30 protein-coding genes are annotated in these 26,199 nt (G+C 44.6%); 19 read left to right on the top strand and 11 right to left on the bottom strand.

The window, feature by feature from the left end:
* Window positions 1-71: 71 nt before the first annotated feature.
* A complete protein-coding gene (gene trxA / locus DN92_RS06715; RefSeq protein WP_062309025.1) occupies window positions 72-398 on the bottom strand; it encodes a thioredoxin TrxA in 327 nt (108 codons plus the stop codon).
* 128 nt (window positions 399-526) lie between these two features.
* Here trxA and DN92_RS06710 point away from each other — a divergent pair, with 128 nt between their 5' ends.
* Entirely contained in the window at window positions 527-3,520 is a 2,994-nt protein-coding gene (locus DN92_RS06710) for a PD-(D/E)XK nuclease family protein (protein WP_173960508.1), read from the top strand.
* On the top strand, window positions 3,517-7,050 hold the full coding sequence (locus DN92_RS06705; protein ID WP_254598270.1) for a UvrD-helicase domain-containing protein: 3,534 nt from the start codon (window positions 3,517-3,519) through the stop codon (window positions 7,048-7,050). Before DN92_RS06710 ends, DN92_RS06705 begins: the two co-directional genes overlap by 4 nt.
* Window positions 7,051-7,058: 8 nt before the next feature.
* Here the strand turns inward: DN92_RS06705 and DN92_RS06700 are convergent, their stop codons facing one another.
* Together DN92_RS06700 and DN92_RS06695 are read right to left on the bottom strand one after the other, a co-directional pair.
* The gene (locus tag DN92_RS06700) at window positions 7,059-7,406 is read right to left on the bottom strand and encodes a BrnA antitoxin family protein (protein WP_173960507.1); all 348 of its coding nucleotides are present in this window, start codon (window positions 7,404-7,406) and stop codon (window positions 7,059-7,061) included.
* Window positions 7,387-7,620 carry a BrnT family toxin gene (locus DN92_RS06695; RefSeq protein WP_254598376.1) on the bottom strand — a complete coding sequence of 78 codons (234 nt, stop codon included), beginning with the start codon at window positions 7,618-7,620 and terminating at the stop codon, window positions 7,387-7,389. The genes DN92_RS06700 and DN92_RS06695 overlap by 20 nt, the downstream gene beginning before the upstream one ends.
* A 233-nt stretch (window positions 7,621-7,853) precedes the next feature.
* Between DN92_RS06695 and DN92_RS06690 the strand changes: the two genes are divergently transcribed.
* The 11 genes from DN92_RS06690 (at window position 7,854) to DN92_RS06645 (ending at window position 17,102) form a co-directional block, all read left to right on the top strand.
* Window positions 7,854-8,699, top strand: coding sequence for a tetratricopeptide repeat protein (locus DN92_RS06690; RefSeq protein ID WP_173960506.1), 846 nt, complete (start codon window positions 7,854-7,856; stop codon window positions 8,697-8,699).
* Window positions 8,700-8,736: 37 nt separating this feature from the next.
* On the top strand, window positions 8,737-9,237 hold the full coding sequence (locus tag DN92_RS06685) for a DUF1993 domain-containing protein (RefSeq protein WP_173960505.1): 501 nt from the start codon (window positions 8,737-8,739) through the stop codon (window positions 9,235-9,237).
* A 451-nt stretch (window positions 9,238-9,688) separates the two neighbouring features.
* A complete protein-coding gene (locus DN92_RS06680; RefSeq protein WP_173960504.1) occupies window positions 9,689-9,892 on the top strand; it encodes a cold-shock protein in 204 nt (67 codons plus the stop codon).
* 85 nt (window positions 9,893-9,977) lie between these two features.
* Window positions 9,978-10,238 (top strand): translation initiation factor IF-1, encoded by a 261-nt coding sequence (gene infA, locus DN92_RS06675; protein WP_173960503.1) that lies wholly within the window; start codon window positions 9,978-9,980, stop codon window positions 10,236-10,238.
* 315 nt (window positions 10,239-10,553) lie between these two features.
* A complete protein-coding gene (locus DN92_RS06670; RefSeq protein ID WP_173960502.1) occupies window positions 10,554-11,051 on the top strand; it encodes a LexA family protein in 498 nt (165 codons plus the stop codon).
* Entirely contained in the window at window positions 11,048-12,358 is a 1,311-nt protein-coding gene (locus DN92_RS06665) for a Y-family DNA polymerase (RefSeq protein ID WP_173960501.1), read from the top strand. Before DN92_RS06670 ends, DN92_RS06665 begins: the two co-directional genes overlap by 4 nt.
* 184 nt (window positions 12,359-12,542) lie before the next feature.
* A complete protein-coding gene (locus DN92_RS10705) occupies window positions 12,543-12,674 on the top strand; it encodes a hypothetical protein (RefSeq protein WP_302479685.1) in 132 nt (43 codons plus the stop codon).
* Window positions 12,675-13,014: 340 nt separating this feature from the next.
* Window positions 13,015-14,310, top strand: a complete 1,296-nt coding sequence (locus DN92_RS06660) for an acetamidase/formamidase family protein (RefSeq protein WP_217426014.1) — start codon at window positions 13,015-13,017, stop codon at window positions 14,308-14,310.
* Between the two features lie 71 nt (window positions 14,311-14,381).
* Window positions 14,382-15,248, top strand: coding sequence for a metal ABC transporter substrate-binding protein (locus DN92_RS06655; protein WP_173960500.1), 867 nt, complete (start codon window positions 14,382-14,384; stop codon window positions 15,246-15,248).
* Entirely contained in the window at window positions 15,245-16,540 is a 1,296-nt protein-coding gene (locus DN92_RS06650; protein ID WP_173960499.1) for a metal ABC transporter permease, read from the top strand. The genes DN92_RS06655 and DN92_RS06650 overlap by 4 nt, the downstream gene beginning before the upstream one ends.
* Before the next feature lie 19 nt (window positions 16,541-16,559).
* Window positions 16,560-17,102: a TIGR00645 family protein gene (locus tag DN92_RS06645; protein WP_173960498.1), complete on the top strand. Its 543-nt coding sequence runs from the start codon at window positions 16,560-16,562 to the stop codon at window positions 17,100-17,102.
* A gap of 24 nt (window positions 17,103-17,126) precedes the next feature.
* On the opposite strand, the gene DN92_RS06640 is transcribed toward DN92_RS06645, so the two are convergent.
* The 3 genes from DN92_RS06640 to DN92_RS06630 are packed head-to-tail and all read right to left on the bottom strand — an operon-like array spanning window position 17,127 to window position 18,807.
* Window positions 17,127-17,783, bottom strand: a complete 657-nt coding sequence (locus tag DN92_RS06640; protein WP_173960497.1) for a putative quorum-sensing-regulated virulence factor — start codon at window positions 17,781-17,783, stop codon at window positions 17,127-17,129.
* A gap of 33 nt (window positions 17,784-17,816) precedes the next feature.
* Entirely contained in the window at window positions 17,817-18,239 is a 423-nt protein-coding gene (locus tag DN92_RS06635) for a hypothetical protein (protein WP_254598269.1), read from the bottom strand.
* The gene (locus tag DN92_RS06630) at window positions 18,232-18,807 is read right to left on the bottom strand and encodes a nucleotidyltransferase domain-containing protein (RefSeq protein ID WP_173960495.1); all 576 of its coding nucleotides are present in this window, start codon (window positions 18,805-18,807) and stop codon (window positions 18,232-18,234) included. Before DN92_RS06630 ends, DN92_RS06635 begins: the two co-directional genes overlap by 8 nt.
* A 583-nt stretch (window positions 18,808-19,390) precedes the next feature.
* Between DN92_RS06630 and DN92_RS06625 the strand changes: the two genes are divergently transcribed.
* From DN92_RS06625 to DN92_RS06605, 5 genes are all read left to right on the top strand, one after another.
* Entirely contained in the window at window positions 19,391-19,702 is a 312-nt protein-coding gene (locus DN92_RS06625) for a hypothetical protein (protein WP_173960494.1), read from the top strand.
* 124 nt (window positions 19,703-19,826) lie between these two features.
* Window positions 19,827-20,798 carry a transferrin-binding protein-like solute binding protein gene (locus tag DN92_RS06620; RefSeq protein ID WP_173960493.1) on the top strand — a complete coding sequence of 324 codons (972 nt, stop codon included), beginning with the start codon at window positions 19,827-19,829 and terminating at the stop codon, window positions 20,796-20,798.
* A 35-nt stretch (window positions 20,799-20,833) separates the two neighbouring features.
* Window positions 20,834-21,991, top strand: a complete 1,158-nt coding sequence (locus tag DN92_RS06615) for a surface lipoprotein assembly modifier (protein ID WP_173960492.1) — start codon at window positions 20,834-20,836, stop codon at window positions 21,989-21,991.
* A 205-nt stretch (window positions 21,992-22,196) separates the two neighbouring features.
* Window positions 22,197-22,499, top strand: coding sequence for a DUF4258 domain-containing protein (locus DN92_RS06610; protein ID WP_173960491.1), 303 nt, complete (start codon window positions 22,197-22,199; stop codon window positions 22,497-22,499).
* Entirely contained in the window at window positions 22,496-22,972 is a 477-nt protein-coding gene (locus tag DN92_RS06605) for a helix-turn-helix domain-containing protein (protein WP_254598268.1), read from the top strand. Before DN92_RS06610 ends, DN92_RS06605 begins: the two co-directional genes overlap by 4 nt.
* 4 nt (window positions 22,973-22,976) lie before the next feature.
* Here the strand turns inward: DN92_RS06605 and DN92_RS06600 are convergent, their stop codons facing one another.
* The 5 genes from DN92_RS06600 to DN92_RS06580 form a co-directional block, all read right to left on the bottom strand.
* A complete protein-coding gene (locus DN92_RS06600; protein ID WP_173960490.1) occupies window positions 22,977-23,945 on the bottom strand; it encodes a helix-turn-helix transcriptional regulator in 969 nt (322 codons plus the stop codon).
* A gap of 106 nt (window positions 23,946-24,051) precedes the next feature.
* Complete coding sequence (locus tag DN92_RS06595) at window positions 24,052-24,366, bottom strand: hypothetical protein (protein WP_173960489.1); 315 nt, start codon at window positions 24,364-24,366, stop codon at window positions 24,052-24,054.
* Between the two features lie 133 nt (window positions 24,367-24,499).
* On the bottom strand, window positions 24,500-24,802 hold the full coding sequence (locus DN92_RS06590; RefSeq protein ID WP_173960488.1) for an XRE family transcriptional regulator: 303 nt from the start codon (window positions 24,800-24,802) through the stop codon (window positions 24,500-24,502).
* A complete protein-coding gene (locus tag DN92_RS06585) occupies window positions 24,799-25,146 on the bottom strand; it encodes a type II toxin-antitoxin system RelE/ParE family toxin (protein ID WP_173960487.1) in 348 nt (115 codons plus the stop codon). The genes DN92_RS06590 and DN92_RS06585 overlap by 4 nt, the downstream gene beginning before the upstream one ends.
* Window positions 25,147-25,337: 191 nt before the next feature.
* Entirely contained in the window at window positions 25,338-25,652 is a 315-nt protein-coding gene (locus DN92_RS06580) for a hypothetical protein (protein ID WP_173960486.1), read from the bottom strand.
* A 111-nt stretch (window positions 25,653-25,763) separates the two neighbouring features.
* Between DN92_RS06580 and DN92_RS06575 the strand changes: the two genes are divergently transcribed.
* Window positions 25,764-26,054 (top strand): hypothetical protein, encoded by a 291-nt coding sequence (locus tag DN92_RS06575; protein WP_173960485.1) that lies wholly within the window; start codon window positions 25,764-25,766, stop codon window positions 26,052-26,054.
* Window positions 26,055-26,199: the final 145 nt, after the last annotated feature.

The following is a 26,199-nucleotide window of genomic DNA, read 5'->3' as shown; positions in this document are numbered from 1 at the left end:
TGAATTAGATATTACACTAAAAACCGTTAAAAACCACAGGCTCACTCAGTGAACCTGTGATCTGGGACTATTTACAGATGACTATCAATAAATGCAGTCAACTGGGATTTAGCCAAAGCGCCTACTTTTTGAGCAGCAACAGTGCCGTTCTTAAAGAGAATCAATGTCGGAATGCCCCGAATATTGAACTGGGCAGGAACACCTTGGTTCTCATCGACGTTCATCTTGGCAATTTGGATCTTATCGCCGTACTCGCCAGCGAGCTCCTCAAGGATAGGGCCGATCATCTTGCAAGGGCCACACCACTCAGCCCAGAAGTCGAGCAATACAGGTTTATCGGACTTGAGAACGTCTTGCTCGAAAGAAGCGTCAGTTACATATTTGATGCCGGCACTCATGAAAATTCCTTATTTGGTCTTACTTAGTTTTATATAGTGATTGCAATACAAAGCTAATATTAGCAATAAGCTAAGCTTTTTGCCCAAAACTCTCAATCAGCCCTAAAACAAGACCAACTCCATTTCGCATGTTTCAGCCATTTCCAACGCTTTCTCATCAAGAGCGGCCTCATGCTTGGGCCGTTACACCCAATGCGGGCGCGCTTAAAGAGCTTGCAAAGGGCATTTGGAATTGTGCGGTGCAAACAAACCAGCGCCCCTTGGTGGTACTGAGCACTGCTGGACCGCTGATGGGTGTCAGGGCGGCTCTAGAAAAGTATCGACCCAATAATCTACCCAGCCATATCGCATTCTTACCTCAAGTCATGAGTTTTAACGACTGGCTAGAAGCAGCGCCAGGTGCATGGAAGTTTCCCAAGAAACAAACGGATCTTGAGCGTTGGTTATCTGTTTACATCAATCTACGCAAACACAAAACATTGCAAAGCTGGTTTAAGGCTGAGAGTGAAGCGGGAGCTTGGGGTTTAGCGCAAGCGGTGATCGATGCATGCGATGCATTGTCAGAAGCAGTCGTGCCGCTAATGCAAAGCGAGATTAATACCTTAGTGCAAAACCAAACTCTCGATGCAGAGTTGTGGGTCAAGAAAGTAGAAACGCTATTAGATCAAGCGATCGCTAAAGCCTACGTTGGGTTATCCCGAAAAGTCGTTGATCAAGAATCCACAGTTTTGTTGGCTTTCTGGCGCTACCTTAGTAGCCCTGGGGATCCTGTCATACGTAAGCATTTTGCATTAGCTGCCCATTTGCAAGTAGCAAGCGCCAATCAATCTCTGGCAAGACCTTTGATTTGGGTAGAGACTGCCGATCCTAAGCCAATTGATCAAGAGGCGATCTCTCAGTATTTGTTTGAGTATTCACAATTTGCCCCTGTAGTGAGTATTGGAATGGATTGGCATTCAGTAGCCCTGTGGTCTGAAGCATTAACTGGTCAAGATCTGGAAGGGCAGCTCAAGCCAGTAGATGATGAACAACAGATGCTGATTGATCGTAATATTCAAGCCAGCTTTCACAATGGCTGGAAGTTGCTAGCAGCTAGACGCTTTGAGGAATTGGCTTGGGCAGCGGCCAAATCTATTGAGTCACACTTAATTGCCGGTAAGACCAATATTGCTTTAGTTGCACAAGATCGTTTGGCCGCAAGGAGGGCGCGGGCTTTGTTGTCACGCTTTGGCCCCAGTCTTCGCATTCGTGATGAAACCGGTTGGAAGCTGTCAACCACCCGTGCTGCCGCATCGCTCAATAGTTGGTTAGAGCTGATTCGCTCGCCCAAAGAAGGGCCGAGTGCAAGCGCCTTGCTCGAGTTTTTACAAAATCCATTTTTTGATATTGCGCATACATTGCAAAGGCCGGCAGAGGCCTGTGTCAGCCTGATTGCGCAGCTTGAAGACATCTTGATTGCAAGCCAAGCGAAGTCGGGTTGGGAAACCTTCAGAATGGCTATTGAGAGAGCCAATGCTTATTCATCATCGCGTGGTAGCGTGCCTCATGAGTCACTCTTGGGGTTGCTCACTTTCTTGCAACGACATCACGTTCAGTGGTTAGAGCTCAAGCTTGATTGTGAAAATGCCTATGCGCTTCTAAATGCTAATCTACAAGAGATGGGTATGGCGCAGCAACTTGAAAAAGATTCTGCCGGCAAGCAATTGCTAGAAGTACTCAAGACCTTTGATTTAGGTACGGGGACTTACCGACAGGTCGCTATGCGCTTACCAGAATGGCTGAGCTTACTCAAGACGATTATTGAAGAAGCCTCTTATCAAGAAGTAGGTCAGCAGGCCGAGGCAACTTTGAGTATTCTGCCTCTGAGCTCAACACGTTTGCGTGAGTTTGATGCTGTTGTCTTGGTGGGCTGCGATGAACAACAGTTGCCAGCATTTTCTGAGCCGCCATTATTTTTCTCGGATACGCTCAATCGTTTATTAAAAGCCTCTACTGTTACGGCGCAATATATTCAGCAAGCAAGGGACTTGTCCCAACTGTTAATCTCTTGTCCTCAGGTGGATTTGCTTTGGCAAAGTAAAAGTAAAAGCGGTGAGCCCCTCAGGCCATCAGCTTGGATTAGTCGCCTACGTACCCAACTTCCAGATTGGCCAATATTAGAGGCAAGGTCTGACACCCATGTAGGTCACTCCGCTCCATTGCTGGAGTCAGTTGTAACGGTTAACTCAGATATTGCTTTGCCGATTAGCATGTCTCCTAGCGCTTATAAAGCATTAAGAGATTGTCCTTATCGATACTATGTTCGCAGCATCTTGGGTTTGCGTAAGGCAAAAGAATTTGAGGAGGGGTTTGATGCCTCATTAGCAGGGCAGGTACTACACACCTTATTAAAAAACTTCTTTCAGGCATTAAAAACGGAAGAGAAAAAATCTCTGTCGAGTATTCATCAAGGTGAAGATGCACGTCGTGATTGGATGCAAGAACATCTTACAAAGCACTCCGAAAAAGAGTTTGAGCGCTTGATTAAGGATGATGCTAGGGTCACGGGTACTTTACGCGATTGGCAAAAGCAGATTCCTAACTTTGTAGATTGGCAGCTAAAGCGTGAGGCAGATGGTTGGCAATATCACGATGCAGAGTTACCAGTTGGATTCATGGTGACGATGACTGACCCTGATGGGGTGCAGAGAGAGATTGGGATTGCGGGGCGCGCCGACCGCTTTGATGTAAATGCTAATAATCCTACTGCCGCAGCAGTCATTGATTACAAGAACCAAGGCATCACTAAAATCAAGAAGCGAGCGGAGCGTCTATTAGATGATCCGCAATTACTAATCTATGCCCGCGCTGTAAATGAGAATGCCATTGCAGCACATCTTCCTGGGCGCACCATTGAGCAGGCCGAGTGGGTTTCATTAAAAGCAGATCTTAAGAAAGCCGAGGACAAAATTGTCAGAGCATATTCGGTGGAGCAGATGCCGGAGATGATGGAGCAGTTTTCGGATCAACTGAATGAAGACCTAGAAGTCCTATGGGCGCGCAAGCCCATGAAAGCCTTTGCACCTGATAGCGTTTGCCAGTATTGCGAAGCTAGAGGCATTTGTAGAAAGGGGATGTGGTGAACGATAAGTTTGATTACCCCCTAGCCTGCAGCCCGAATAATTCAGTTATTGTTTCCGCGTGTGCTGGCAGTGGCAAGACTTGGCTCTTGGTGGCTCGCATGGTGCGCTTATTGCTGGCTGGTGCTAAACCTCAAGAGATTCTTGCTCTGACCTTTACTCGTAAAGCTGCGCAAGAGATGCGTGACCGCTTATACGGATTGCTAGAGCAGTTTTCTCAAATGACGGACGAGCAACTCATGCATGAGCTCACAATCAGAGGCTTGGATGATGTGGAGGCTAAGAAGTTGCTACCGCAAGCAAGGGCCCTGTATCTCAAGGTTTTGATGAGTCCTCAATCAATTGTGATTGACACCTTTCATGGATGGTTCGGTAGGCTGCTCGGAGCGGCGCCAATCTCAGCAGAGGTGCAGCCAGGATTTAATCTTCGTGAGGACGCCAAGCGCTTGCAAGAAGAGTGCATGCAGGACTGGTGGGGAGATTTACCTGCTGATCTTAAAAAACACTACGATGTTTTGCTCAGAGAGTTTGGCGCCTTTGAGACTGATAAGTTCTTGATGGGCAATTACAGCCTCTTTAAACAAAGAGGCGCTTGGACATTCTTTTTGGCTTCTTGCAAGGCTAGGGGCATCAGTCCGGTCGAGGCTTTAGCGCAATGCCTACCCAATTTGTCTTTACCAAACCCGCTAGAAGAATTTTGGCGACGCCCTGGCACAAAAGAAGACTTACAGGTGATGCTCGATTGCTTCAGTAATAGCACTGCCACTCACAATAAAAGGGTGCCACTGATTCAGAGGGCAATTGCGCTTCACGCAGCAGGGCAATCTATCGCGGAGATTGCAGATGAATGGCAAATCTGTTTCTACGCTAAAAGCACACTCACTCCATTGGAAGATATCGCTAAGATCTCCTCGCCGATGCAAAAGTACCTTGCTACGACTGGCGGCGACCCAACGCAGATCGCCGCCATTCGGAATGCCTGGATAGATGCATATGAGGCATGGTTCCCTTGGAAAAAAGATCAAGATGCTAGTGCAATCAATGCCGCTTGGTTTGCTATGAGTGAAGCCATGCTATGTCATATGCAAAAGACCAAAGAGTCGATGCGTGTGCGAGACTTTGACGACTTAGAAATTGGTGTTAGTCAGTTGATGGCCGACCCAGCCAATGCCGCTTACCTGCAGGCAAGACTAGATGCCAAGTACAGTCACATTCTGATTGATGAGTTTCAAGATACCAATCCACTGCAATGGCAGATATTGCGCTCTTGGCTAGAGGGTTATGGCCAAGATGGATCTCGTCCCAGCGTATTTATTGTGGGCGATCCCAAGCAGTCAATCTATCGCTTCCGCCGTGCTGACCCAAGACTATTTACTAGCGCTAGAAAATTTTTGGAATCTACTTTGCAAGCGAAGTATTTGGAAAAGAACACTACCCGCAGAAATGCCGATCAAATTAATGAGGCTGTAAATAGTATTTTTTTGATGGATTCAGTTCCATCAAGTTATGTGTTTGCCGAGCAAGATACGGACTGGAAGGCGCCAGCAGAAGGTATTGCTGATCATCAGTTTGCCGCCAAGGGTGAGGCGATGTTATTGCCACTGATTGAGCGTGTCGAGCAAGACCAAGTTGAACGCACTGGTAGTGCCCTGGATAATCCGATTGAGGATTCGGGCCTGACTGTTGGCGTGCAGCAGCGCTACTGGGAAGGTCAACAAGTCAGTCGCTTAATTCATCATGTTCTGGCAACACGCCAAGTGATTGATAAGAAAGATGGTAAAGAGTGCTGGCGACCAGCAAGGGCTAGCGACTTTATCTTGCTCGTCAAACGCCGCGCCTACTTGCCGCAATTTGAGCGAGCCCTGCGTGAATCAGGCTTGGCTTACGATAGTTCTCGCTTAGGAGGTCTGCTCAATACTCTAGAGATTGATGACTTAATTGCTTTACTCACCGTCTTGGTATCCCCAAGACATGACTTGCCGCTGGCGCAAGTATTACGTAGCCCTATCTTTGGTTTTACTGAGCAACAAATGCAAAAGCTCAGTAGTCATGTGGGCGACAGCTACAGCCATATCGAAAGTCAGGGTCAAACTCAAGTTTCTTGGTGGGATGCCTTGCAAAGCAGTTCTGAGGCAGAAGTTCAGAGGGCGGCACGCTATTTAGAGCGCTGGAGAGGTCTGGGTGAAGCATTACCTGTACACGATCTACTGGATCTGATTTATCAAGAGAGTCATTTACGAGTCAGTTATGCGGTGGCCTCTCAAAATCTAGCGCGTGCACAAGTATTAGCTAATTTAGATGCTTTCTTGGAGCTTGCCTTAAATCAGGATGGTGGTCGTTATCCAAGCTTGAGTCGCTTTATCGAAGAGATTAATGCGATGCGTCGGGGTGACGATGATGAGACCCCGGATGAGGGAGATGTAGAAGCAGAGGCTGAAGACGATATTGGTGAAGTAGATCTTGATAGCGAAATGTCTGAGGAAGATCGGCACAAGCGTGTCCGCCTTATGACGATCCATGGTGCCAAGGGCTTGGAAGCACCCTTTGTCGTCATGCTCGATGCCAACCACACCGAGTGGAAAGCGCCCAATCGTGGCGTACTACTCGATTGGCCTCCGGATGAGGTGAGTCCAAGCCACCTTTCTCTTTACACCGCCAAGTCTTTGACTGAGGGGCGCGCGGCAATCTACGCAAAAGAGAATGAAGTGAGTGAGAATGAAAATTGGAATGTCCTCTACGTTGCCATGACGCGTGCGCAGCAAGGTTTATGGATTAGTGGCGTTCAATCTCATATCAAAGATGGCATTAGCCAAAAATCTTGGTATGGCAGGGCGCTTGCAGCGGGGATAGAGACCTTAGATATGACCCAGTTAGGTGAAGCGCCAGCCCAAGAGCAAGAGAAGATTAATTCCAGCGGTAGTGAACCATTCCAAATGAATCATTTCCAATTGTCATGGGATGCTGCCAAGCAATCTCATCAAGAAACGATTGCCAATATTGAAAGTGGTGCACTAGCAATTGCCAAAAAAGCAAAAGAGCGGGCGCAAGTATTAGAGCAACCCGATCCAGAGATTTTGGAAGAGGGTACGCATTTTCATAAACTATTGGAGTTCTTAACTACACACTCTGGTAGCCAGGTAACAGTTCCGATGCCAAGCGAGCAAGAGCTTATGGATTGGCTCAGCATTGATCAAGCACGCGCCAAAAAACTCATGGAGCGAGTGCAGAGTGTGATGAGTGCACCCAGTCTCAAGCCCTACCTCACCGATGATGAGTGGGTACAGGCCTGGAATGAGATTGATCTTGTGAGCCTAGATGGCAAGAGCTTCCGCCTAGATCGCTTGGTGGAGTTCGACGATCACTTAGCCATCCTCGATTACAAACTCACGATCCCCGAGGTAGGCGGTAGGACTCACAACAAATACCGCGCACAACTAAACAACTACAAGCAGGAGCTCGGTAGGATTCGTCCAGATAAGCCAGCGAAGGCCTTTTTAATCTCTGCTAGAGGTGAGATTGCGGAAGTCAATTAAGTGCATTCTTAGGCGGCGATTTTTAGTTTGTTTGATATTAAATTGCCCTTGATGATTTTCTTCTCAACCACCGATATAGATTTAGCTTCTTTTTTAATTTCACCTAACACCTGATTAATAAAGGTTTGCCAACCCTCCCCTTTGGATTTGTAAAAATCTAAAACATCTTTATCGATTCTCAGGGTAACTTGCTCTTTGCTGCCGCTACCCAAGGGTCTGCCGCGACCACGAACCATTGTGGGTCTAGCTTGCTCCCACTCTTCATCGGTAAATGGAGTGGAGTCTGGATCTGCCATGGCAGCTTTTGTGATTGCAGCATCTTCTGCTGCAGTAGGCCTAATTATTTTCTTTTTCATACTTTTTTACCTCTCGAATATTTGCTTTTCTCAAGCTAATAACTCTGATACCTATTTTTAGTTCAACGTAAACGACGTAGTACAGGCGTTGCTTCATTAGGGCTAGTGCTATGTATCTTTCTTCACCATAATTTTTCCTGCCATCAATCCACTCTAGGGCTGTATTCCACTCAAGCAGTCTAGCCTCTGCAAGCGATAAACCATGTTTCTGAATATTTGAATCATTTTTAGCTGAATCATAAGATAATTTTATCGGAAATATTGTAGTTACGTTAAATCATATCAGCAATGAATTTATATAGCTACAAAAATTAAGGGAATTACGATTTCAATTTATCAAACAACACCTTGAAATCTACCCTAAAGACCCTATATCAGTAGGGTGTAGCAAAAATCCCCAAACTAGGGATAATGAAATTCGCACGAAACATCCTACAAGGAGTCTTGATGAACATTCGTAAGGTAATCAATTTAGTAGTTGGCGTATTCGCAGCGGCGGTATTGCTCACTAGCAACGCAGCATTTGCCGAGGCCACTTTGCCCGAGGTATATAAAGCGGTGCAATCTGGGCAGATGGCTAAAGCAGATGCCATGATGAAAGAAGTGCTGCAAAACCATCCTAATAGTGCAAAGGCGCATTATGTGGCGTCTGAGCTTTATCTCAAAGAGGGTAAGGTAGAGCTTGCGCGTAATCATTTCATCAAAGCGCAAAACTTAGCTCCGGGCCTGCCTTTTGCTCAACCAGAATCCGTGCAAAAACTGCAAGTACAACTCGCGAGTGGCGCAGGTGGTTCTGTTGCTGGCGCATCTTCATCTTCCATTTTTAGCAATCCACTCTTTTGGGGTTTGATTGCCATTTTGGTAGTGGGCGTCATTATTGTGATGAAGCGCCGTAAGGCAGAGGCATTGCAGGTCTATAACGCTCCAAACGCTGGTTACCCTGGTACTCCAGGCGGCCCTACTGGCCATCCGGGTGGACCCGGCGCCCCTGGCGGCCCTGGTTACCCTGGTGCTCCAGCAGCAGGTGGCATGGGTGGCGGCTTAATGGGTAGCTTGGCTACTGGCGCAGCTTTAGGTGCTGGTATGTATGCTGGTCAAGCATTAGCAGGTAGCCTCATGGGTGGTCGCGATGGTGGTCATTCCGGCGCCAATGCCAATCCTAATATGAACCAAGTGGGCGGTCCAGCATCCTTAGATCCTAATTTTGGCGTGCATGACGCCAGCTCTTGGGATGATGGTGGTGCAAGCTCATGGGATGACAGCGGTGGTGGCGATTTTATGAGTGATGTTTAATTCGTTCTGCATCTAGTATCCATATAAGAAAGTATTTATGGCAATTTCCATGTACCAAGCCTCGGTTCCTCAGTTAAAGAAAATGCTGGTCAACCTGACTACCATTTTGACGAAGGCTGAAGAGTATGCAGCCGCAAAAGGAATTGATGGCAAGGTCTTGGTAGAGGCGCGCTTATTTCCGGATATGTTTCCTCTGGCTAAGCAGGTGCAAATTGCTTGTGATCAAGTGAAGTTTGGTTTAGCGCGTTTGGCTGGTGTTGAAGCGCCTAAATTTGACGATGCTGAAAGCACGCTTGCTCAATTAAAAGAGCGCATTGCTAAAACAATTGCCTTTATGGATAGCATTCAGCCTGAGCAGATTGATGGCACAGAAGCAAAAGAGATCAAGTTCTCGATTAAAGAGTGGAGCTTTGAGTTTGTGGGTGAGCAATATGTAATGACTTGGATCATTCCAAACTTTTATTTCCATATAGCAACCACTTACAACATCTTGCGTCACAACGGTGTTGAGTTGGGTAAAGCGGATTATCTCGGCTAATGGAGCGAGTAATCGAGTTCATCGAAGTGGGGCATGCTTGACTGTATTGGGCAAGCATCTATACATCTAACGCCTTCCTTGATAATCCAGCCAGCTGGAATCCAGTTAACTTATTTGCGCTAACCACCTTCGGGTGGTTTTCTTTTGGCGCCGATAGTCTGCTTTCGGCCAAGAGCAGTCGATAAAGTAGAAGATTGAAAATTCTTGTGTCGGTGATTCGAGAGAAAAAACACCATTGAGAAGCTTGTGTCATCGAATTGTATCTATTTCACCTTTTACTGAATAAGTAGGGTAAAGTGATCACAGCGATTTTCAAGCTAATAGTGTGTTGTACTAGTAATTAATACCGCAATTCTGCGATAGTTCTTCTTAGCATCTCCCCCGCCATTCTTGACTCTCGCCCTATTAGGGCATATGCCCTTTTGTAAATTTTTTTAAGGAATAGTCAGATATGGCAAACGGAATTGTGAAATGGTTTAACGACGCTAAAGGCTTCGGCTTTATTACCCCTGATCTAGGTGGAGATGATTTGTTCGCTCATTTTTCAGCAATTAACAGCAATGGATTTAAGTCATTGGCTGAGGGTCAAAAGGTGACTTTTGATATTGCTACAGGCCCTAAAGGCAAAATGGCATCCAATATTCAAGTTGCTTAAATCAGTAGTAAATGCCAGGCGAAAACTATTTGCCTGGCCCAAAGCCCAGCATGACTGGGCTTTTTATTTTTATTAAGGGTGTTAAATGGCTAAAGAAGAGTTGCTTGAAATGGAAGGTCTTGTTGATGAAATTCTGCCGGATTCGCGTTATCGGATTACTTTAGACAATGGTCATAAGCTTATCGCCTACACAGCCGGAAGAATGAAAAAAAACCACATTCGAATATTGGCTGGAGATAAGGTTTCTTTAGAGGTCTCGCCATATGACTTGAGTAAAGGCCGTATTACCTTTAGACATATTGAGAATAGGCAATCTTTTGCTGGTGCCCCAAATAGACGACGTTGATAGCTTTGAAGTTTAAAGTCGCAAGTTAAATTAATATTTGCAAAGAATTTGGGGTCCTGGTCGATACCGCCCCAGGCAAGAAATACTAAAACCACCTTCGGGTGGTTTTTCTTTATGGGACTGCTTCGGGTCGATTACAGCCATTGAGTGGCGAATATACCCCTCGCCAGGGGCTACCTAGGCCATACATTGCAGCCGGATTTCAGAGGGGCTTGTTATGCCAGCCCCTCCTAAAAAGGGGTCAAAAACCACGTTTTGGAAAAAATAAAGCCTAGGTATTGAAATACTGTATGGATATACAGTATATTAGAACCCATGGTACTTATCGCACTTCCACAAAGCTCCTCAGAAAGCACTCTAACCCAGGCCCCACAAGCTTTGGTGGCCAATGGTGCTTATGAGTTCAAGCTTCTGAGTCACCGCATTTCAGCGGGATTTCCGAGTCCAGCAGCTGATTATGCGGAGGAAGGCCTCGATCTAAACAGCTACCTCGTCCAAAACAAGCCAGCCACCTTCATGTTCACCGTCAAGGGTGATTCGATGATGGGTGCGGGTATTTGCGATGGTGACAAGGTAGTAGTGGATAAAGCCCTCAAACCAAAACATAAAGACATCGTAGTAGCTGTAGTCGATGATGAGTACACCATTAAACGCCTGTATCAGTTACGCGGAAAAACTGAGCTCCAGCCAGAAAACCCGAGCTACGAACCCATCACTTTTCATGAGGGTAGCCAGCTCCAAATTTGGGGTGTCGTCGTTGGAGTAGTGCGTAAGTACAGTCACGCTAGCAGCAGAAATGGTAAATCGATATGAGCACCATGAATCAAGCAGGCGAAACCAGGCAACTTTTTGCGCTCGTCGATGTCAACAACTTCTATGTATCTTGCGAGCGCGTATTTGCACCTAAGTTAGAAGATGTGCCGATGGTGGTGCTATCGAATAATGATGGTTGCGCCGTAGCGCGCAGTGCTGAAGTCAAAGCACTAGGCGTCAAGATGGGTACTCCCTGGTTTCAGATGAAAGACCTAGCTAAGCAGCACGGCATCCAAGCTTATTCCTCCAACTACACCTTGTATGGTGATATGAGCAGCCGAGTAGTAGAGGTCTTAAGAAAGTTCACACCCAATTTAGAGGTCTACAGTATTGATGAGAGCTTTTTGCAAATTGAGACGGTGCTCAAGCAATATGCTGACCCTACAAGCCTAGGTCAAATCATTAAACAAGATGTTAAAGACACCACAGGTTTACCCGTATGTGTAGGTATTGGCGCTAGCAAGACGCTCGCTAAGTTGGCGAATCACTTAGCTAAAAAGAATCCTCAGTTTGCTGGTGTTTGTGACATCAGCGCTATGCCAAAAGAAATGCTCTACCAATGGATGACAGAGACGGCAGTAGGTGAGGTATGGGGGATTGGTGGCAAGACTGCCAAGAAACTCAAAGAGCTCAAGATCAACAGTATCTTTGACTTGCTACAAGTTTCCCCTCAAACCATGCGCCAACAGTTTGGCGTTGTGATTGAGCGTATTTGTTATGAACTACGTGGCGTATCTTGCTTGCAGCTTGAAGAAGTAGCGCCATCTAAACAGCAGATTATTTCTTCAAGAAGTTTTGGCAAGCCCGTAACTTCCATGGAAGAGTTGGCTGAGTCTGTAGCGACTCATACTGCAAGAGGTGCTGAAAAACTCAGAAGCCAAAAGTCAGTCACGGGCGCACTCACTATTTTTGTGCAAACTAATTCGCATAAACCGTTTGAGCCACAGCATCACCAAAGCATCACAGTCGCTCTGAGTGACCCTAGTGATAACACCTTGACGCTGACCAGCGCGGCATTAAAAGGTTTAAAGCAAATATACAAAACCGGCTTTAAGTACAAGAAGGCAGGAGTGATCTTTAACCTCTTAGCTGACAAACCCACCATGCAGCAATCGCTCTTTGATGATGTAGAAGTCAAAGGTAAATCTGCTGGCCTCATGAAAGCCATGGACTCGATTAATAGTCGTTTTGGTAATGCTGCTATCAAAACTGCAGCCGCTGGAACCAAGCAAGACTGGAAGATGAGATCAGGCAATAGATCGCCGAACTACACCACGCAGTGGGATGAATTGCCCGTAGTGCGCTAATGAATAAGCAAGGAAGCATTAAAAAGATGAATAAAGGAACAACAAAAAACAATGAATAACGAAGCTAATTTTACTAGCTCATTTTCTGAGCTAGTAAGTCAATATTCTGAACACATTGAAACAAAACAGAAGCTAAATAGAAGTAAAAAACTCATTAACAAAAGTACACATCAGGAGAAATCAAATGGAACTAATTAATAACTTCAACGGCATCTCACTCGTAGTAATCATTGCTTTGTCTTACTGCGCAGTATTAAAAAACACGAAGCGTCATCAGCGCAGTAAGGCGCAAGTATTCAGCCGCAAGTATCAGTAAGGCTAGCAGCAGTAGGACGCAGGCAATAAGAAGATCTGTTGTTTAAAAAAGTAAAGGGCAAGGAAATCACGGATTCCTTGCCCTTTTTCTTGTACAGCTAACGCATACAAACTCAATTACAGGCTAGGTGTTTTCACCAGTATTGTGCGGATAAGTATTAAAAGTTGATTGACGCTCTTACTGAAGCACAATTTTGGTGCTAGTGTCACCAATAAGGTTCACATTGAAATCTTCAATCGATTTTTAGATGGCAATATGAAACTTGAAGTGAGTAATACATGTGGGGTGTTCGATGATGTGTCGATACTAACCAGTACTTATAAACATCAAGGAGAAGTGCTTGAAAAAGAGATTAATTCATTTATCAGCTGTTGCCACATTCGCCGTTGTTGGCACGGTAGCCTCAAGTTTTTTATCCGCACAATCAAAGACTGATGCCAGTCAATTCCCCGGAACAACCTATTTGCTCCCTGCAACCCTAGAAACTACACAGTGGGGCTGGTTTAATAATGCGCAACCGCCCGTACTGAAGGTGAAGTCTGGTGATACGGTGGTGATGGAAACCATGATGCATGCGCACAATCAGGTGATCCCGGGAGTCAGTATTGAAGAGTTGAAAAAACTCCGTACTGATAATCCTGGACGTGGACCACATACATTAACTGGCCCTATCTATGTTGAGGGCGCAGAGCCTGGCGACGTGCTAAAAGTGAAGCTAAACCGCATCGTCCCACGCGCATACGGAACTAACTTCAATATTCCAGGCATGTTTGGCCAATTTCCAAAAGACTTCCAAGATGGACAGGTTAAATATCTCTACCTAGATATGAATCGCAAGGTTGCAGAGTTTGCCCCTGGAATTGAAATTCCTTTACGACCATTTCCTGGAACTATTGGTGTGGCCAGAGCAGAGCCGGGCCAGTACTCAAGTGTGCCGCCAGGAGAATACGGTGGAAATATGGATATTCGTGACATGACAGAGGGTGCAACCTTGTATCTGCCTGTTTGGGTTAAGGGTGCTTTATTTTGGTCTGGTGACTCTCATGCCGCACAAGGTAACGGAGAGGTCAACTTGACTGCCATTGAAACCGCATATAAAGAGCTCAATGTCTCTGTAGAGGTCCTCAAGAACAAGAAGCTTGATATGCCACGTATCGAAACAGATAAGAGCTGGATTACTGTAGGTTTTGATAAGGATCTCAATCTAGCTATCGATGGTGCAAAAGCCCAGACTGTCAAATTTATCGTTGAGCAAAGAGGTGTTAGTCCTGATGCAGCAGCCAAGTTGATGCCTAGTATTTCCGATTGCCGCGTATCGCAAGTGGTGAACGTGAAAAAAGGTATTCACTGCATGACGCCTAAGGATGTCAAGGTTAAAGGCATTCCTCCACGTCCAACAGCTGAAACGCCAACTGAGTTTGTAACTGTGGGTACTGATGCTGATGCCAATAAAGCAATGGATACCGCTTCAATGGCGATGATTGAGTTGTTGCAGCAGAAAAAAGGTATGACACGTCTTGATGCTTATGGACTCGCTTCCGTAGCTATGGACTGCCGTGTTGGAGAAATGAACGGTCCTCAAAAATCCATTCATTGTGTATTGCCTAAGAGTGTTTGGGTAACTGCTAAAAAATGATTTTTAAGTTCAGGCGCGAGAGAGTAATCTTTCGCGCCTTTTTTATTGGTGTTTTGATCAGTGCTACTTGCATGAGTAGTGCGGCATTTGCCGTAATTAAGGTCGTGACTACGACCACAGATTTAAAGAGCTTTGTAGAGTATGTTGGCGGCGATAAGGTTCAGGCGATATCTATGGTATTGCCAGGTGCCGAGGCAGAAGACTACGCGCCTAAACCTCAAGACCTAGATCGCCTAAAGACTGCAAACCTAGTTGTCCGAGTAGGCTTGGATTATGACCTATGGTTGGATCGCATATTGCGCCAAACTGGCAGGCCTGAGCTAGTTAAGGGTGGAGCGGCTTATGTTGATGCATCCAATGCGATTGTTCTTTTGGAGGTAAAGGGGGGAGGCATAGGCGGCGGTGGCCATGCCCATGGAGCTGGCAATCCGCATTACTGGCTTGATCCTAATAATGCCGCTGTCATTACCGGAAATATCGTAGAAGCATTGGCACGTATTGATGTACCCAATGCAAAATATTATGAGAAGCAAAGAATTGATTTTCTGGCGAGCTTAGATCGCAAGACCCTAGAGTGGCAGGAGAAGCTTGAGCCTCTGAGGGGCAAGCCACTACTGACCTACCATAACAATTGGCCCTACCTTGCTAGACGCTTTCGTCTCAACTTTGCAGGGACCGTTGAGTCGCGGCCTGGAGTATCTCCAAGTGCTGCTGAGTTATCCCGCCTTCTTACTAAGATGGGCTCAGAAAAGATTCATGTGATTGTGAAGCGTCCACAAGAACCTAATCGCGAGGTTAATTTCTTGGTAAAAAAATTGGGAGCGCAAATCGCTGTATTGAGTACTTCTGTTGGAGATGATGGTGCAAAGAGCTATATCCAAATGATGGATAACAATATTAAAAACTTACTAGCTGCATTTAATAAGAATTCGAAATGACTGATTTATTAGGGTTACTGGCGGTACCATTTTTTGCATGCGTCATATTGGTTGCAATACATTGCCAATTTGGCTTACATGTTTTAAAGAAAAATGTCGTCTTTGTTGATTTAGCGCTAGCGCAATGCGCTGCACTTGGGGCGACAGTAGCATTTATGCAGGGGCATCTTCCTCAGTCACTAGGTGCTTATAGTTGGTCTCTGGGGTTTGCCTTATCGGCTGCGCTGCTTCTATCTCTTGTACGCTTTGCTCCAGAAAAAATTCCTGCAGAAGCTTTGGTTGGAGTGTTGTATATCGTTTCTGCAGCAGCAGCGATTCTTTTAATTGAAAGAGCTCCTCAGGGTGCGGAGCACTTAAAGCAAATCCTCACTGGAAGTGTTCTGACGGTAGATATCAACGATCTTTATGGCGTCATAGCACTCTATGTTGTGATTGGAAGCTTATTAGCCATTGCCACTAAAAAACAATGGCTGCAAGTAGGTGGTGCAAAAGGGTGGGTGGTAGACCTTATTTTTTATTCAGCGTTTGGTCTGGTTGTTACGAGCTCTGTTGCAATTGCAGGTGTGTTGCTAGTATTTTCATTTTTGATTATTCCTGCACTGATCGGCCTCCTCTTGGCGCGAGACACGATACGTCAATGGCTATATGGATTTATGGTCGGTTGCCTTGCTGCTTTAATTGGCTTATTGGCATCTTACTGGCTAGATACATCAACAGGTGCAACCATTGTTTGCGCGTTTGGATTGCTCTTGATACTTTTCCTCTTAGGATATGTCTGCCGCAAGAGTGGTCTTGGGGCAGCATCATTGCTCAGGGCTGGTGCCTTGGGATTACTGCTCTTGCTTGCTGCATCGCTTGGATGGCTTGCGATAAATCCGAGGGCTGATCAGCCCCTATTAGACTCTGTTGAAAGATATGTTCCTGGCATTCGTAATACTTACTTCACCATGAATGAAAAATTAATGCACGAGGATGCCCAGCGGTATATTACTCGATACACAGCGGAGCTCAATCGTCTTGGTGAGATGGAGGCGCGCAATCGTTATGAGAATACTGAGACTGATGACTTCTTGGTGCAAAAGATTTCATCGTTTCAACAGTCTTATAATGAAATGATTAAAGGTGAAACATTTGTGATGCGTGAGGTCCGGTCTAGGGCTCGCGAGCGATTGAGGTGGCCTGCAGCCATAACCTCTCTAGCTTTACTGTTCCTGTGCTGGGCAGCTTTCAAGAGAAAAAAAGATAATTCCCCTACATTAGATGGGCGCATTGATGTCATGGGAAAGTCATAAAAATGGATAAAATTCCAACATGACTGAAGATAAGCAAACCTACCTCGATAAAAAATTACGACCATTACCACGCTGGATATTTATGTCCCGCTGGTTACAGGCGCCACTTTATATTGGCCTGATTGTTGCCCAAGGTGTCTATGTTTGGCAGTTTTGGTTAGAGTTGGTTCATCTCATTAGCATGATGGCGGATAAGTCGATGACTGAAACCGCGCTAATGCTGGTGGTCCTAGGATTGATCGATGTCGTAATGATCTCTAACCTGCTGGTGATGGTGATCGTTGGTGGATGGGAAACCTTTGTATCTCGTTTGGAATTAGAGAACCATCCAGATCAACCTGAGTGGCTATCGCATGTCAATGCCGGCGTACTCAAGGTAAAGCTAGCAACCGCCATCATTGGTATCTCATCAATCCATTTGCTGAAGACTTTTATCAACGCAGCCTCTTATGATGAAAAGACTCTCATGTGGCAAACCTTAATCCACATTACCTTTGTGTTGTCAGCTGTAGCGATTGCCTATACAGAAAAGCTAGTGACCTCAGCACATAAGCAGCATTAAAACAAAATCAGAGTTAAACAAAAATTAGGCCTGCAGGGCCTTGCGAAGGTATTCGGAGACGTTGTCCTGACGTAGCATCCATTGCTTATAGTCTGATGGCACCTGGCTGATTAACTCACCCTTATGCTTGCCAAAAGGCATGATCGTCGGAATTCGGGCTTTCTCAGACATTTCCCATAAAGCATCTAGAGAAGCAGGGTGAAGCTTCTCAATAATCTGCCCAAGAATTTTGGAGCAGATCCACACATCGGCTAATGCGCTATGCGCATCACGTAATTGATCGCGAGCAGTAGCGCGTTCAAAGTAATAGAGTAGGGCACTTTGTGTATGGCTATCTAAATGAGGCCAAAGACTACGGGCAAGAGCAAGTGTGCAAATACGTTTCACTTCAGGTTTGCCAATAGCCTCCCAGTCAAAATCTACACTATGACCAATGATGTACTTGGTGCCAGCAGGTAATCTAAATGAGCTACTGGCGGGACAGTTAACCAGCTCCTCATCAAGGATGTGATGGGTGGCTAAAGCACCCAAGCTAATCGGTTTACCAGGGTTGTAACGTTGCACCCAAGGATTGCCAACAGCCAATGGATTAATAGAGGTCACATCTAAAGAAGCCGCTTCAATGATGACGGCATCGTTCTTATCGGTTGCTTCTACATCAAAAATAATGGCTTGGGGCATGAGGGCTTCTTTAGGTAGCGTTTGGTTAGGTAGCTATTGTGCCTTGACGAGCACCATAACATCCTTAATCAAAGATGCTGTTAGGTCGCGTAACTCGTCAATGGTTGACTCTTCAATCTCTAAATAGCCTTCGTACTCAGCCAAATTGCGCTTTTGATGAACTGCATCAAAAACTCGCCATTTATTAGTTGGCCAGCCTAGCGTGTCGCCGAGACATTGAAACACCATAAATCGATTTTCACTTCTATATCCATGCCAGCGCAGGGCAGCAAGTGCCGCACCATGAGCAGCATTATAGGCAGACGTAAATCGACCCTCTATAGACACTTCCGCGATTCCGGAGTCTAGCAAACGTCTATAGGCAATCTCAAGCATCCTCAGTATTTCAATTCCTTCAGAAGGTTCTGATTTAAGTTGACCAATTTTGACTAAATTATCTAAATTTTTATTAGTCAATTGAGGTACCATACACGGAGATAGTAGCTAGTCCTAAAACTTTATTAACAAATGAATTTCGTTCTGCGCGACGATTTTCAAACTCTTTTAGTGTGTAGCAGGTGGGATTAATTTTTCGTCCTAACTTATGTTCAACTGGAGTGAGTAGATCCAATATTTTACTAAGACGTAAATTTTTTCCGACTAAGAGAAGGTCAATATCACTACTTGCTGTATCGGTATTTTTAGCTACCGAACCGTAGATCAATGCGTGCTGTAAGTCTTGATGCAAAGATGCTAATGCAACATTGATTTCATGATCAACGCCTAATGTTTTCTTTACGAGACTATGAAGTTCTTTGTAAACAGGTGAGCTTTGATTAGCTTTAAAGATTCTCAAGTTTCCAAGCTTTGATGAATTAATAATCCCACTTTCTGAAAGTCGGTTTAGCTCCCTCTGAAGTGATGCGCTACTTAATTTAGTTAGGCGTAATAATTCACTAAGATGGAATTCTCGTTCCGGGTGACCAAAGATCCACCCTAGAACTAGGCTTTGACTGGGTGAGAAAAGAGCGCTTGATAGAGACATTGCTAAATAGTAGCATGATTGTGCTAAAAAATAGCAATATCTAATACAAATAGGCAGCAATCGTTGCTCTATAGGCAATAGACATATATCAAATCTATTGGAGAGGGTAGACGAGCTCAACCCCAAGCTTAAGTTCTGCGTGCCATAAATCATAAATAGATTTCATTTCAATCTAATGCTGTGGCCCATTGACTAGAGCCATGTTTCAACTTATCCATGACCAATTCAAAGTATTAGATGTAATCAAACTTCGAGTTGCAATGACTTTGCTTTTCTTCGTAGAAAATTTTTGAACGCACTTCGAGCACATGAATAAATTATTTATTGTGATACTGTATATAAACACAGTATTTATAAATATTTGAACTTGTTTTCAGTAAGCTCAGTTGATGAGCTATCAACTTACTAATCTACTCAAACCCAGAAAGCCAATGGGAAGTAGATAACGTAACTATGCATAGTTAATTGCTTAACTTTCATTCTATTTCTTTTATAGATTTTTTTATAAACAGTCTTTATATATAGACGGATGGAAAAAGTGCATATTAAAAATATAAATAAACTGATAGAACTTAGAGAAGTGTTGGATAAGAAACTGTATTCCGGACATGCATTAATTACCTACGATTTGATCCTTGATGTGTTGAAGGCGCACTTAGAGAATAGAAATCTCACAATCAAAGAGCTGTGCACTGGATCAATTAGGAGCACCCTCAATACCAGAAAACATATCAATCTACTGATCGATGATGGTTGGATTGTTCTTTCAAATGGTGTTCACGACAAGCGACATCGGCTTGTAAATGCTACAGACAAACTTATTCATTTGGTAGATGGACTACTAGAGTCTGGTGGGACGCAAAACAATGTATCTCATGAAAGTATGCACATTTAATATGCATAAATTTAGGTCTCGATTTTAATTGTTTTGCTTGGTTTAGATATGGATACTCGGTCTTTAAATGCAGATGTAAAAAATGCAAACTTTATTTCTGTCCACTCCCTTATCTAGGCTACAAATGAATAAAACTTTCAGCTTATTAACTATATCTATTGCTGCTTTAACACTCACTGCTTGTGCTGGCGGCGGGGGTGGAGGTGGATCATCCTCAAGCGGCGGAGTAACTGTAACGCCATTTACCAGTTGGAGTTCTATACAGCCAAATACAACTGTAATAGCTTATGGAGATGCCTCCCAAGTCTCTTATGTCGATAATCCAAGTACAGGGCTAGTAAGTACCATTTCCACTGCCTCTCAAACCTCTGGCGGTGCCTCAATGACCTTGTCTTATGGATCAAGCTTAATTAATTCAGCAACAATTAATTCCGGCTTGGGGCAAACAATTACTTTTGATAAATCTGCTGGCGATTTTATAGAGCCGCTGGCAGTTGGGCCGTTTGCAGGAGACGTGAATATTGCAGCAAAAGCCAATGGTTCTGCAGTTGGATTGTTTGCAGAGCCGTGCCCTTCTAATCCGTGTGGATGGAACTATCAGTCATATGGAGTTTGGATCAATGGAATTGATCCGGCGACTGGTTTGGGTAACGGAACTGCTGGTGCTGCATCGGTTGGTAGCGCTACTCCAGTAACGGGAATGCCTGCAACAGGTATAGCTACATTTGTAGGTACAGCTGGAGGCCTTTATGTCGCTCCATCAGGGGCTTCTTCTTTTACGATTGCCGACATGAGTGCTGCTGTTAACTTTGGTACAAGAGCGGTTGGATTTTCAACATCAACCACGAACACGACCAATAACTTTACGTCATTTACTGCAAGAAGTGACTTAAATATGTCGGGGACTCTTACCTATGCTGCTGGTGCCAATGCATTTAGTGGAGTAGTAACGGCTGCGGGTGCTGGATCAGGGCTAACCGGCAACGCTATTGGTAAGTTCTATGGTCCAACTGCAACGGAAATTGGTGGTACATACGCCGTCAAAGCTGGTAGTGGATTGGAGTCCTTAATAGGTGGATTCGGAGGAAAACGTTAATCAGAGTCATGCACATTAAGTTCAAGGCGCTTGTGATGAGCGCCTTTTTTCTTGTCGGCCATACGCAAGCCAATACTCCTCGAATATACCAACAACGGTTTGAAGAGGGTATTGCAGTCATGGGATCTAACCCTAACTTAGCAGCACAAATATTTGGGGATCTATATCAAGAAACTAAGGCGGTTCGTATTCAGTTGGAGTGGGCAAGGAGCCTGTATCTTGCTGGACGCTTATCTGAAGCCAAGGTGCAATTTATTGATATTTTGAATAAACCAGAATCTATCCCTATTACTGTTAGGGATAAGGTGGAATGGTATGTGGGTGAAATTCAGAAGCAACAAAGTTTCAGATTTACCGTAAGCCTTTTTCAGGACTCAAATCCTGGATACATCACAAGCACTAGAACTGTCAGTATTTTGGGTCAAACATTGAGCTATCAGCCAGCTCAGCCTGCTAAGACAGAAACAGCTTTAAATGTTGGAGTGCAAGCAGAGCGAGAGATTGGGACTGGGTCTGGCTATTTTGCCCAATTAGGAGCTAACACCCTAACTTATCAAACCAGTGCCTACAACAAGCAAACTTACGATGCGAGTGTGACTAAGCGATGGCAAGATTACAACTACAAAGATGTGAAACTCGGTTTTGAAACTATGTATTACGGTGGCTACACCTATTACAACTATCCCTATGTATCTACCCGCTTCGTATTTAACTCAACAAATCAGGATTATTACGGATTTAATTTGAAGGGCGGAACTATTGACTACCCAACTTATTCTTATTTAAGTGGTGTGCAGGCTCTTACTTCAGCCTTCTACAACCACAACATCACGCGAAATATAAGCGCTTATCTTGAAGCGGGCATAGATAGAACCACTGCTACTCAACAAGCCTATAGCTCATATGGAATGTATGCCACGCTGGGCACTCAACTCGCTCATGATGCAACGAATGTGCAGGCAACTATCAAGGCCTCAGCTCTACAGAGAAATTACTGGGAATCTGACCCACTGTGGGGGCAGGTGAGACAAGATGCAGGACGCCTATACTTCTTTTCGGTAACCAAGAGGGATCTTTACATTCTTGGATTGCGCCCCAGTATTGATGTCACATATCAGAGCAACAACTCATCAATTCCATTTTTTACCTACGGAAAAGCTATTGGCGGTATATCGTTTTCTAACGTGTATTAATGTGGGTAATGAAATCAGCATTATTGATCTGGCTTATGAATGAAGTATTTGCCAAAAGTGCCTTACCCACTATCTAATTGGGTTTATTGACACCTTTAAGATTTCTTGCTCAAGGCAACACTGCCTTTAATTAGCTGGGAATATATGATCCTTACCTATCAAATTGATATACTATGGAGACCTATCAATTTGATAGGTGCTGAATTTGAGTAAGTTGAGCAAAATTCAGTTTCAGACTCATATTAGACGGGTAGCTATGGTGTCTATCAATGTGACTGTTACACAGCATGCAAATGTTCGTATGCGTGAGCGCCAGATAACTAATGCCATGCTGTTCGATGTGTTGAGGCATGGATTGATACGCCGTGAACCTGAGCCAGATTTAAGACACAGTGGCATCAAGTGCCAAATGGAGCGATACAGCGGTGGTAGCAATATTGCCGTGGTGGTAAATGTTGACTTTCCGTCTGATGGAGTGGTGGTAATAACCGTATTTGGGATCTCATGAAAAACAAAATGTTTCACTATACCGATGGGGGGTTAAAAAATGTTTGGCTCCAGAACGGATTTGAGGTCCGTAAGACACCTTATGGGAAGGGTGTGGCTATACATGACGTAGATGGCTTAACCAAGGCGATCTGCTTGGCTTTAACCAATAAGTCTAGCTCCTTAACTGGAGTGGAATTCCGTTACGTACGAAGTGGGGGGATGTTGCTATCTCAGGCTGGATTAGCTTCGATGATGGGTGTTGATGTCCAAACAGTTGCCCGCTGGGAGAAGCATGGACGATTACCCAAATGGGCGGACAAGCTGATCCGAGTTCTATTTATTGCTCACGTAGATGGGGATCAAGCTATCAGCTCAGTGATGGCGCGTATTAGTGCAGTGGAGCGGCTCATTCACCAGAACATCCTTGTTCGCGAGGTTCGCAACAAAGGCTGGAGATCAGATTTAGTGGATGTAGATAAAGCTATTAGCTAAAGCCTCAATACAAACTGAGTGCTTTAGATAATTCTGCCTTCACCCTTGCCTTAAGACTGGCCGGCCCCAGTACCTCTACACCAGAGCCATGCTTCATGATGTCCCGAATGAGCTCCGGATCCTGACCAAAATCAAACTCGAGCGTGTAGTAGCCGTCTTTATCAAAGCTACCTACTTGTTGGCCATGCCAATGTTCACCAGCTACCCAACGAGCATGTTCGGGATTAAAGCGCAACTTGGCTCTTTGCGTAGCCTTACCAGAGAAGATGCCGTAGCTTTGTGCAAAGTGTTCCTGACATTCTTTTTCAGAAACTTCTTGCGCTTTCTTATTGGTCAGTACCGCATTCTGAATGCCATCTACAGAAAAGCTCCGTAAACCATCGCGTAAGTGGCAATACGCATCGAGGTACCAGTTTTCGCGGTAATAGATCAAGCGTTGAGGGGAGATTTCACGGGCAGTGTTCTCATCCTTGCCTTTAGAGTAATAGTGAATCTCTAGACGATTACGTTTCAGTAGGGCAGAACCAATTTCCGAGAAGTTCTCAATAGAGTTCTTGCGTGAACCCATGCCAATCACCTTGATGCGTTTGCGCAGCTCTTTAGCTGTAGCATCACTCTGCCCTAGGATGCCGTCAATGATGGCTGTAAGGGGCTCAATATGAGGGCCAATCAAGCCGCCTTGATCCAGAGAGGAGAGTAAGTGTTGCATCAGTACTAAGGCAGTAGCCTCTTTTTCTGAGAACCAGAGACCTGGCATCTCAATTCTCTCAATCGAGGAGGAATTCTCAAACTTATATCCGCCCATAAAGCGGTCATACACAATAGATGCCTGCATTCGGCTACGTAGATACTCAAGGTCTCGCTTAAAGGTAGCAGGAGAGATCTCCAGCTCAGACAAAAAGTCCTCGCGAGGCACGCATTTACGCTGCTGAATCATGTACTTAATACGATGCAACCGCTCCATATCGCTCATATTGACCCAATCTAAAGAAGAGAAACATTTATTGTTTTCAGAACTTTAGACACTTTATAGCTCATTTTTTGAGCTAAGGGAAAATTGAAGTAATTAAAGTGCTAAATCAGCGTTTTGATGGCGAGTAACCAGTGCGGTTGCCATTGTTATCAAAGATATTGGTCACGCCAGAAGGTGCAGTGACTTCATAGCCAATACGTTTTCCACTGTTGTCGTAAACCCCATTATTGGAGTTGTAGTTCATTGGACTATTTTGATAGTTCAGCGGGCTGTTGTTGTAATTGAGTGGACTATTTTGATAGTTCAGCGGGCTATTTTGATAATTGAGCGGACTGTTCTCCCAACTCGTGACTTGGGCGTGTAAGAGCGAGCTGGCAAGGCTGCTTAGAAAAAAAGTAAGGGTGTAAAGAATACGTTTCATGATCATCTCCTAGGATTAACGATTTAATACTAGGAGGATAGGAGCTCACCCGATGAGCCAAGGGTGCCAAAAGACAAAATTCTGCTGAATTACCTCAAAGAGCCCACTTCAGGCCCCAGCCATTTTTTTATAGTTAAGCTGCCTTGGTAGTTGTTCCCTTAAGCTTGAGATTAATTGTTTTACCCAAGGCAGATGCAGCGCTAGTGAGTGTGAGTAGCGTAAGACTGGTATCCGACTCATCTAGCAATCGATTAAGAGCAGCTCGGCTTGTATGCATTTTTTTGGCCATTACTGTCTTAGTAAGCTTTTGCTTGATCATCTCTTGTTCAATCTGCCAGGCAATCACTCGCTTAACTGCTACAGCAGTGGACTGGTCAAAGATGGATTCTTCTCTCAAGAAATCATCAAAGCTACTGCCGATATGTTTTTTCTTCATGTGCGTTTCCTTAGCTTCTTTACTCTGTCTTTTGCTAAATCTAAATCAGACTTTAAGGTCTTTTGCTGTTTTTTGATAAAACCATGGATCAAAATCATCGAATTTTTATCTAAGACAAATAACACCCTAGCGATGCTTGTGCTCAGATGTATTCGTACTTCCCAAATATCCCCATCAAGATGCTTTACAAGTGGCATTCCTAATGGCCATCCAAATTGAACAGTTTTAATGTCCTCACCAATTCGCTTCTTATCTGCTGAGCTCAGTAGTTGTAGCCACTGTCTTACAGGCTCATTGCCTTGTTCAGTTGCATAAAAGTAGACCTCCAGGATGGGATTTCTCATCCTAATAGCGTACCAATTATGATACGTATATTACATCAACTTTTACTGAAATGTTTGTAGGAAATTATTGATAAATAGGCGGGCCTCTAAGCAGACTATCTACCTTTAACTTCATTAATCAGGAGCGTATTGGATAAACCCAAAAGTACATCGATGGGTTTGAAGCCTTAGCCTCAAGTTACCCATTTGAATTACCAGCCTTTCACAGAGGGTGCTTGTGGCACTTGACGTGGTGAGTTGATCGTGGAATTGGGTGTCGTAATAACTGGTGCAGTAGAGGTACCTTGATGGGTGCCGCTAGGGCTATAGAAACTAGTCTGCCCACTATCCGTCTGAAATGACTGCACGCTCTGACCAGTAGCGTTATAGACATTGGTAACACCACTGGGTGCAGTTTGGCTATAGCCCAAATAGTTACCGGCAGGACCATAGATGGCCTGCGCAGAAGCAGTACGCGCCAAGATGACGCACTGAGCCAAGAGAAGAAGGGTGATGAGGTATTTCATGGTGAGCCTCTTAAGAGTTTTCATATCAACAGAATAAAAACCTCAAAGCTCACCTAATGAGCTAGTAGCTCAAGAAAATGAAATATCTAAATAAATCAACAAAAGAGCCACATGCTGACCAGTGCCCTCGTATTCATGACAATCTTGCCACTACAGATGAGCCCAAGTATCAAGCCAGCCCATGTGCTCGATAAGCCTCTGATGGTGGCTGCGGTAGTCGATTGCGCCCGCATACTGGGTTTACCTAAGCTCAAACTCAGAGATAGCAATGGTAACCGTTATCTCGCAGAAAAAATCATCATGCAAGAACCCTTGGCCATCTTGCAAACATCATCAGATCAAATCGCTTTTAGCCAAGCAGGGCTGAGAAAAGCCTATATTCAATCCTATCTACGTAAATAGATAATTAATTAGAGGTCAAAAATACAAATTCACGAATGGGGAGAGCTAGCGCCTAAATCTAAATCTCTTTCAATGGCTGTTATGTGGGGCTACTAGCTAATAAAGTTTTAAAAATGAAAGTAATTTTTAATGCCTTAATATGCTA

The organism is Polynucleobacter arcticus, assembly GCF_013307205.1.
Classification (GTDB): domain Bacteria; phylum Pseudomonadota; class Gammaproteobacteria; order Burkholderiales; family Burkholderiaceae; genus Polynucleobacter; species Polynucleobacter arcticus.
Note: the sequence above shows the minus strand (reverse complement) of the source record. Positions and strands in the feature narration are given on the sequence as shown.

Coding starts and splice junctions, on each gene's coding strand:
- trxA (WP_062309025.1), bottom strand. CDS start 398: ATGAGTGCCGGCATCAAATATGTAACTGACGCTTCTTTCGAGCAAGAC.
- DN92_RS06710 (WP_173960508.1), top strand. CDS start 527: ATGTTTCAGCCATTTCCAACGCTTTCTCATCAAGAGCGGCCTCATGCT.
- DN92_RS06700 (WP_173960507.1), bottom strand. CDS start 7,406: ATGAAAAAGAAAATAATTAGGCCTACTGCAGCAGAAGATGCTGCAATC.
- DN92_RS06690 (WP_173960506.1), top strand. CDS start 7,854: ATGAACATTCGTAAGGTAATCAATTTAGTAGTTGGCGTATTCGCAGCG.
- DN92_RS06685 (WP_173960505.1), top strand. CDS start 8,737: ATGGCAATTTCCATGTACCAAGCCTCGGTTCCTCAGTTAAAGAAAATG.
- DN92_RS06680 (WP_173960504.1), top strand. CDS start 9,689: ATGGCAAACGGAATTGTGAAATGGTTTAACGACGCTAAAGGCTTCGGC.
- infA (WP_173960503.1), top strand. CDS start 9,978: ATGGCTAAAGAAGAGTTGCTTGAAATGGAAGGTCTTGTTGATGAAATT.
- DN92_RS06670 (WP_173960502.1), top strand. CDS start 10,554: ATGGTACTTATCGCACTTCCACAAAGCTCCTCAGAAAGCACTCTAACC.
- DN92_RS06665 (WP_173960501.1), top strand. CDS start 11,048: ATGAGCACCATGAATCAAGCAGGCGAAACCAGGCAACTTTTTGCGCTC.
- DN92_RS10705 (WP_302479685.1), top strand. CDS start 12,543: ATGGAACTAATTAATAACTTCAACGGCATCTCACTCGTAGTAATCATT.
- DN92_RS06655 (WP_173960500.1), top strand. CDS start 14,382: ATGAGTAGTGCGGCATTTGCCGTAATTAAGGTCGTGACTACGACCACA.
- DN92_RS06650 (WP_173960499.1), top strand. CDS start 15,245: ATGACTGATTTATTAGGGTTACTGGCGGTACCATTTTTTGCATGCGTC.
- DN92_RS06645 (WP_173960498.1), top strand. CDS start 16,560: ATGACTGAAGATAAGCAAACCTACCTCGATAAAAAATTACGACCATTA.
- DN92_RS06640 (WP_173960497.1), bottom strand. CDS start 17,783: ATGCCCCAAGCCATTATTTTTGATGTAGAAGCAACCGATAAGAACGAT.
- DN92_RS06630 (WP_173960495.1), bottom strand. CDS start 18,807: ATGTCTCTATCAAGCGCTCTTTTCTCACCCAGTCAAAGCCTAGTTCTA.
- DN92_RS06620 (WP_173960493.1), top strand. CDS start 19,827: ATGAATAAAACTTTCAGCTTATTAACTATATCTATTGCTGCTTTAACA.
- DN92_RS06615 (WP_173960492.1), top strand. CDS start 20,834: ATGAGCGCCTTTTTTCTTGTCGGCCATACGCAAGCCAATACTCCTCGA.
- DN92_RS06605 (WP_254598268.1), top strand. CDS start 22,496: ATGAAAAACAAAATGTTTCACTATACCGATGGGGGGTTAAAAAATGTT.
- DN92_RS06600 (WP_173960490.1), bottom strand. CDS start 23,945: ATGAGCGATATGGAGCGGTTGCATCGTATTAAGTACATGATTCAGCAG.
- DN92_RS06595 (WP_173960489.1), bottom strand. CDS start 24,366: ATGAAACGTATTCTTTACACCCTTACTTTTTTTCTAAGCAGCCTTGCC.
- DN92_RS06590 (WP_173960488.1), bottom strand. CDS start 24,802: ATGAAGAAAAAACATATCGGCAGTAGCTTTGATGATTTCTTGAGAGAA.
- DN92_RS06585 (WP_173960487.1), bottom strand. CDS start 25,146: ATGAGAAATCCCATCCTGGAGGTCTACTTTTATGCAACTGAACAAGGC.
- DN92_RS06580 (WP_173960486.1), bottom strand. CDS start 25,652: ATGAAATACCTCATCACCCTTCTTCTCTTGGCTCAGTGCGTCATCTTG.
- DN92_RS06575 (WP_173960485.1), top strand. CDS start 25,764: ATGCTGACCAGTGCCCTCGTATTCATGACAATCTTGCCACTACAGATG.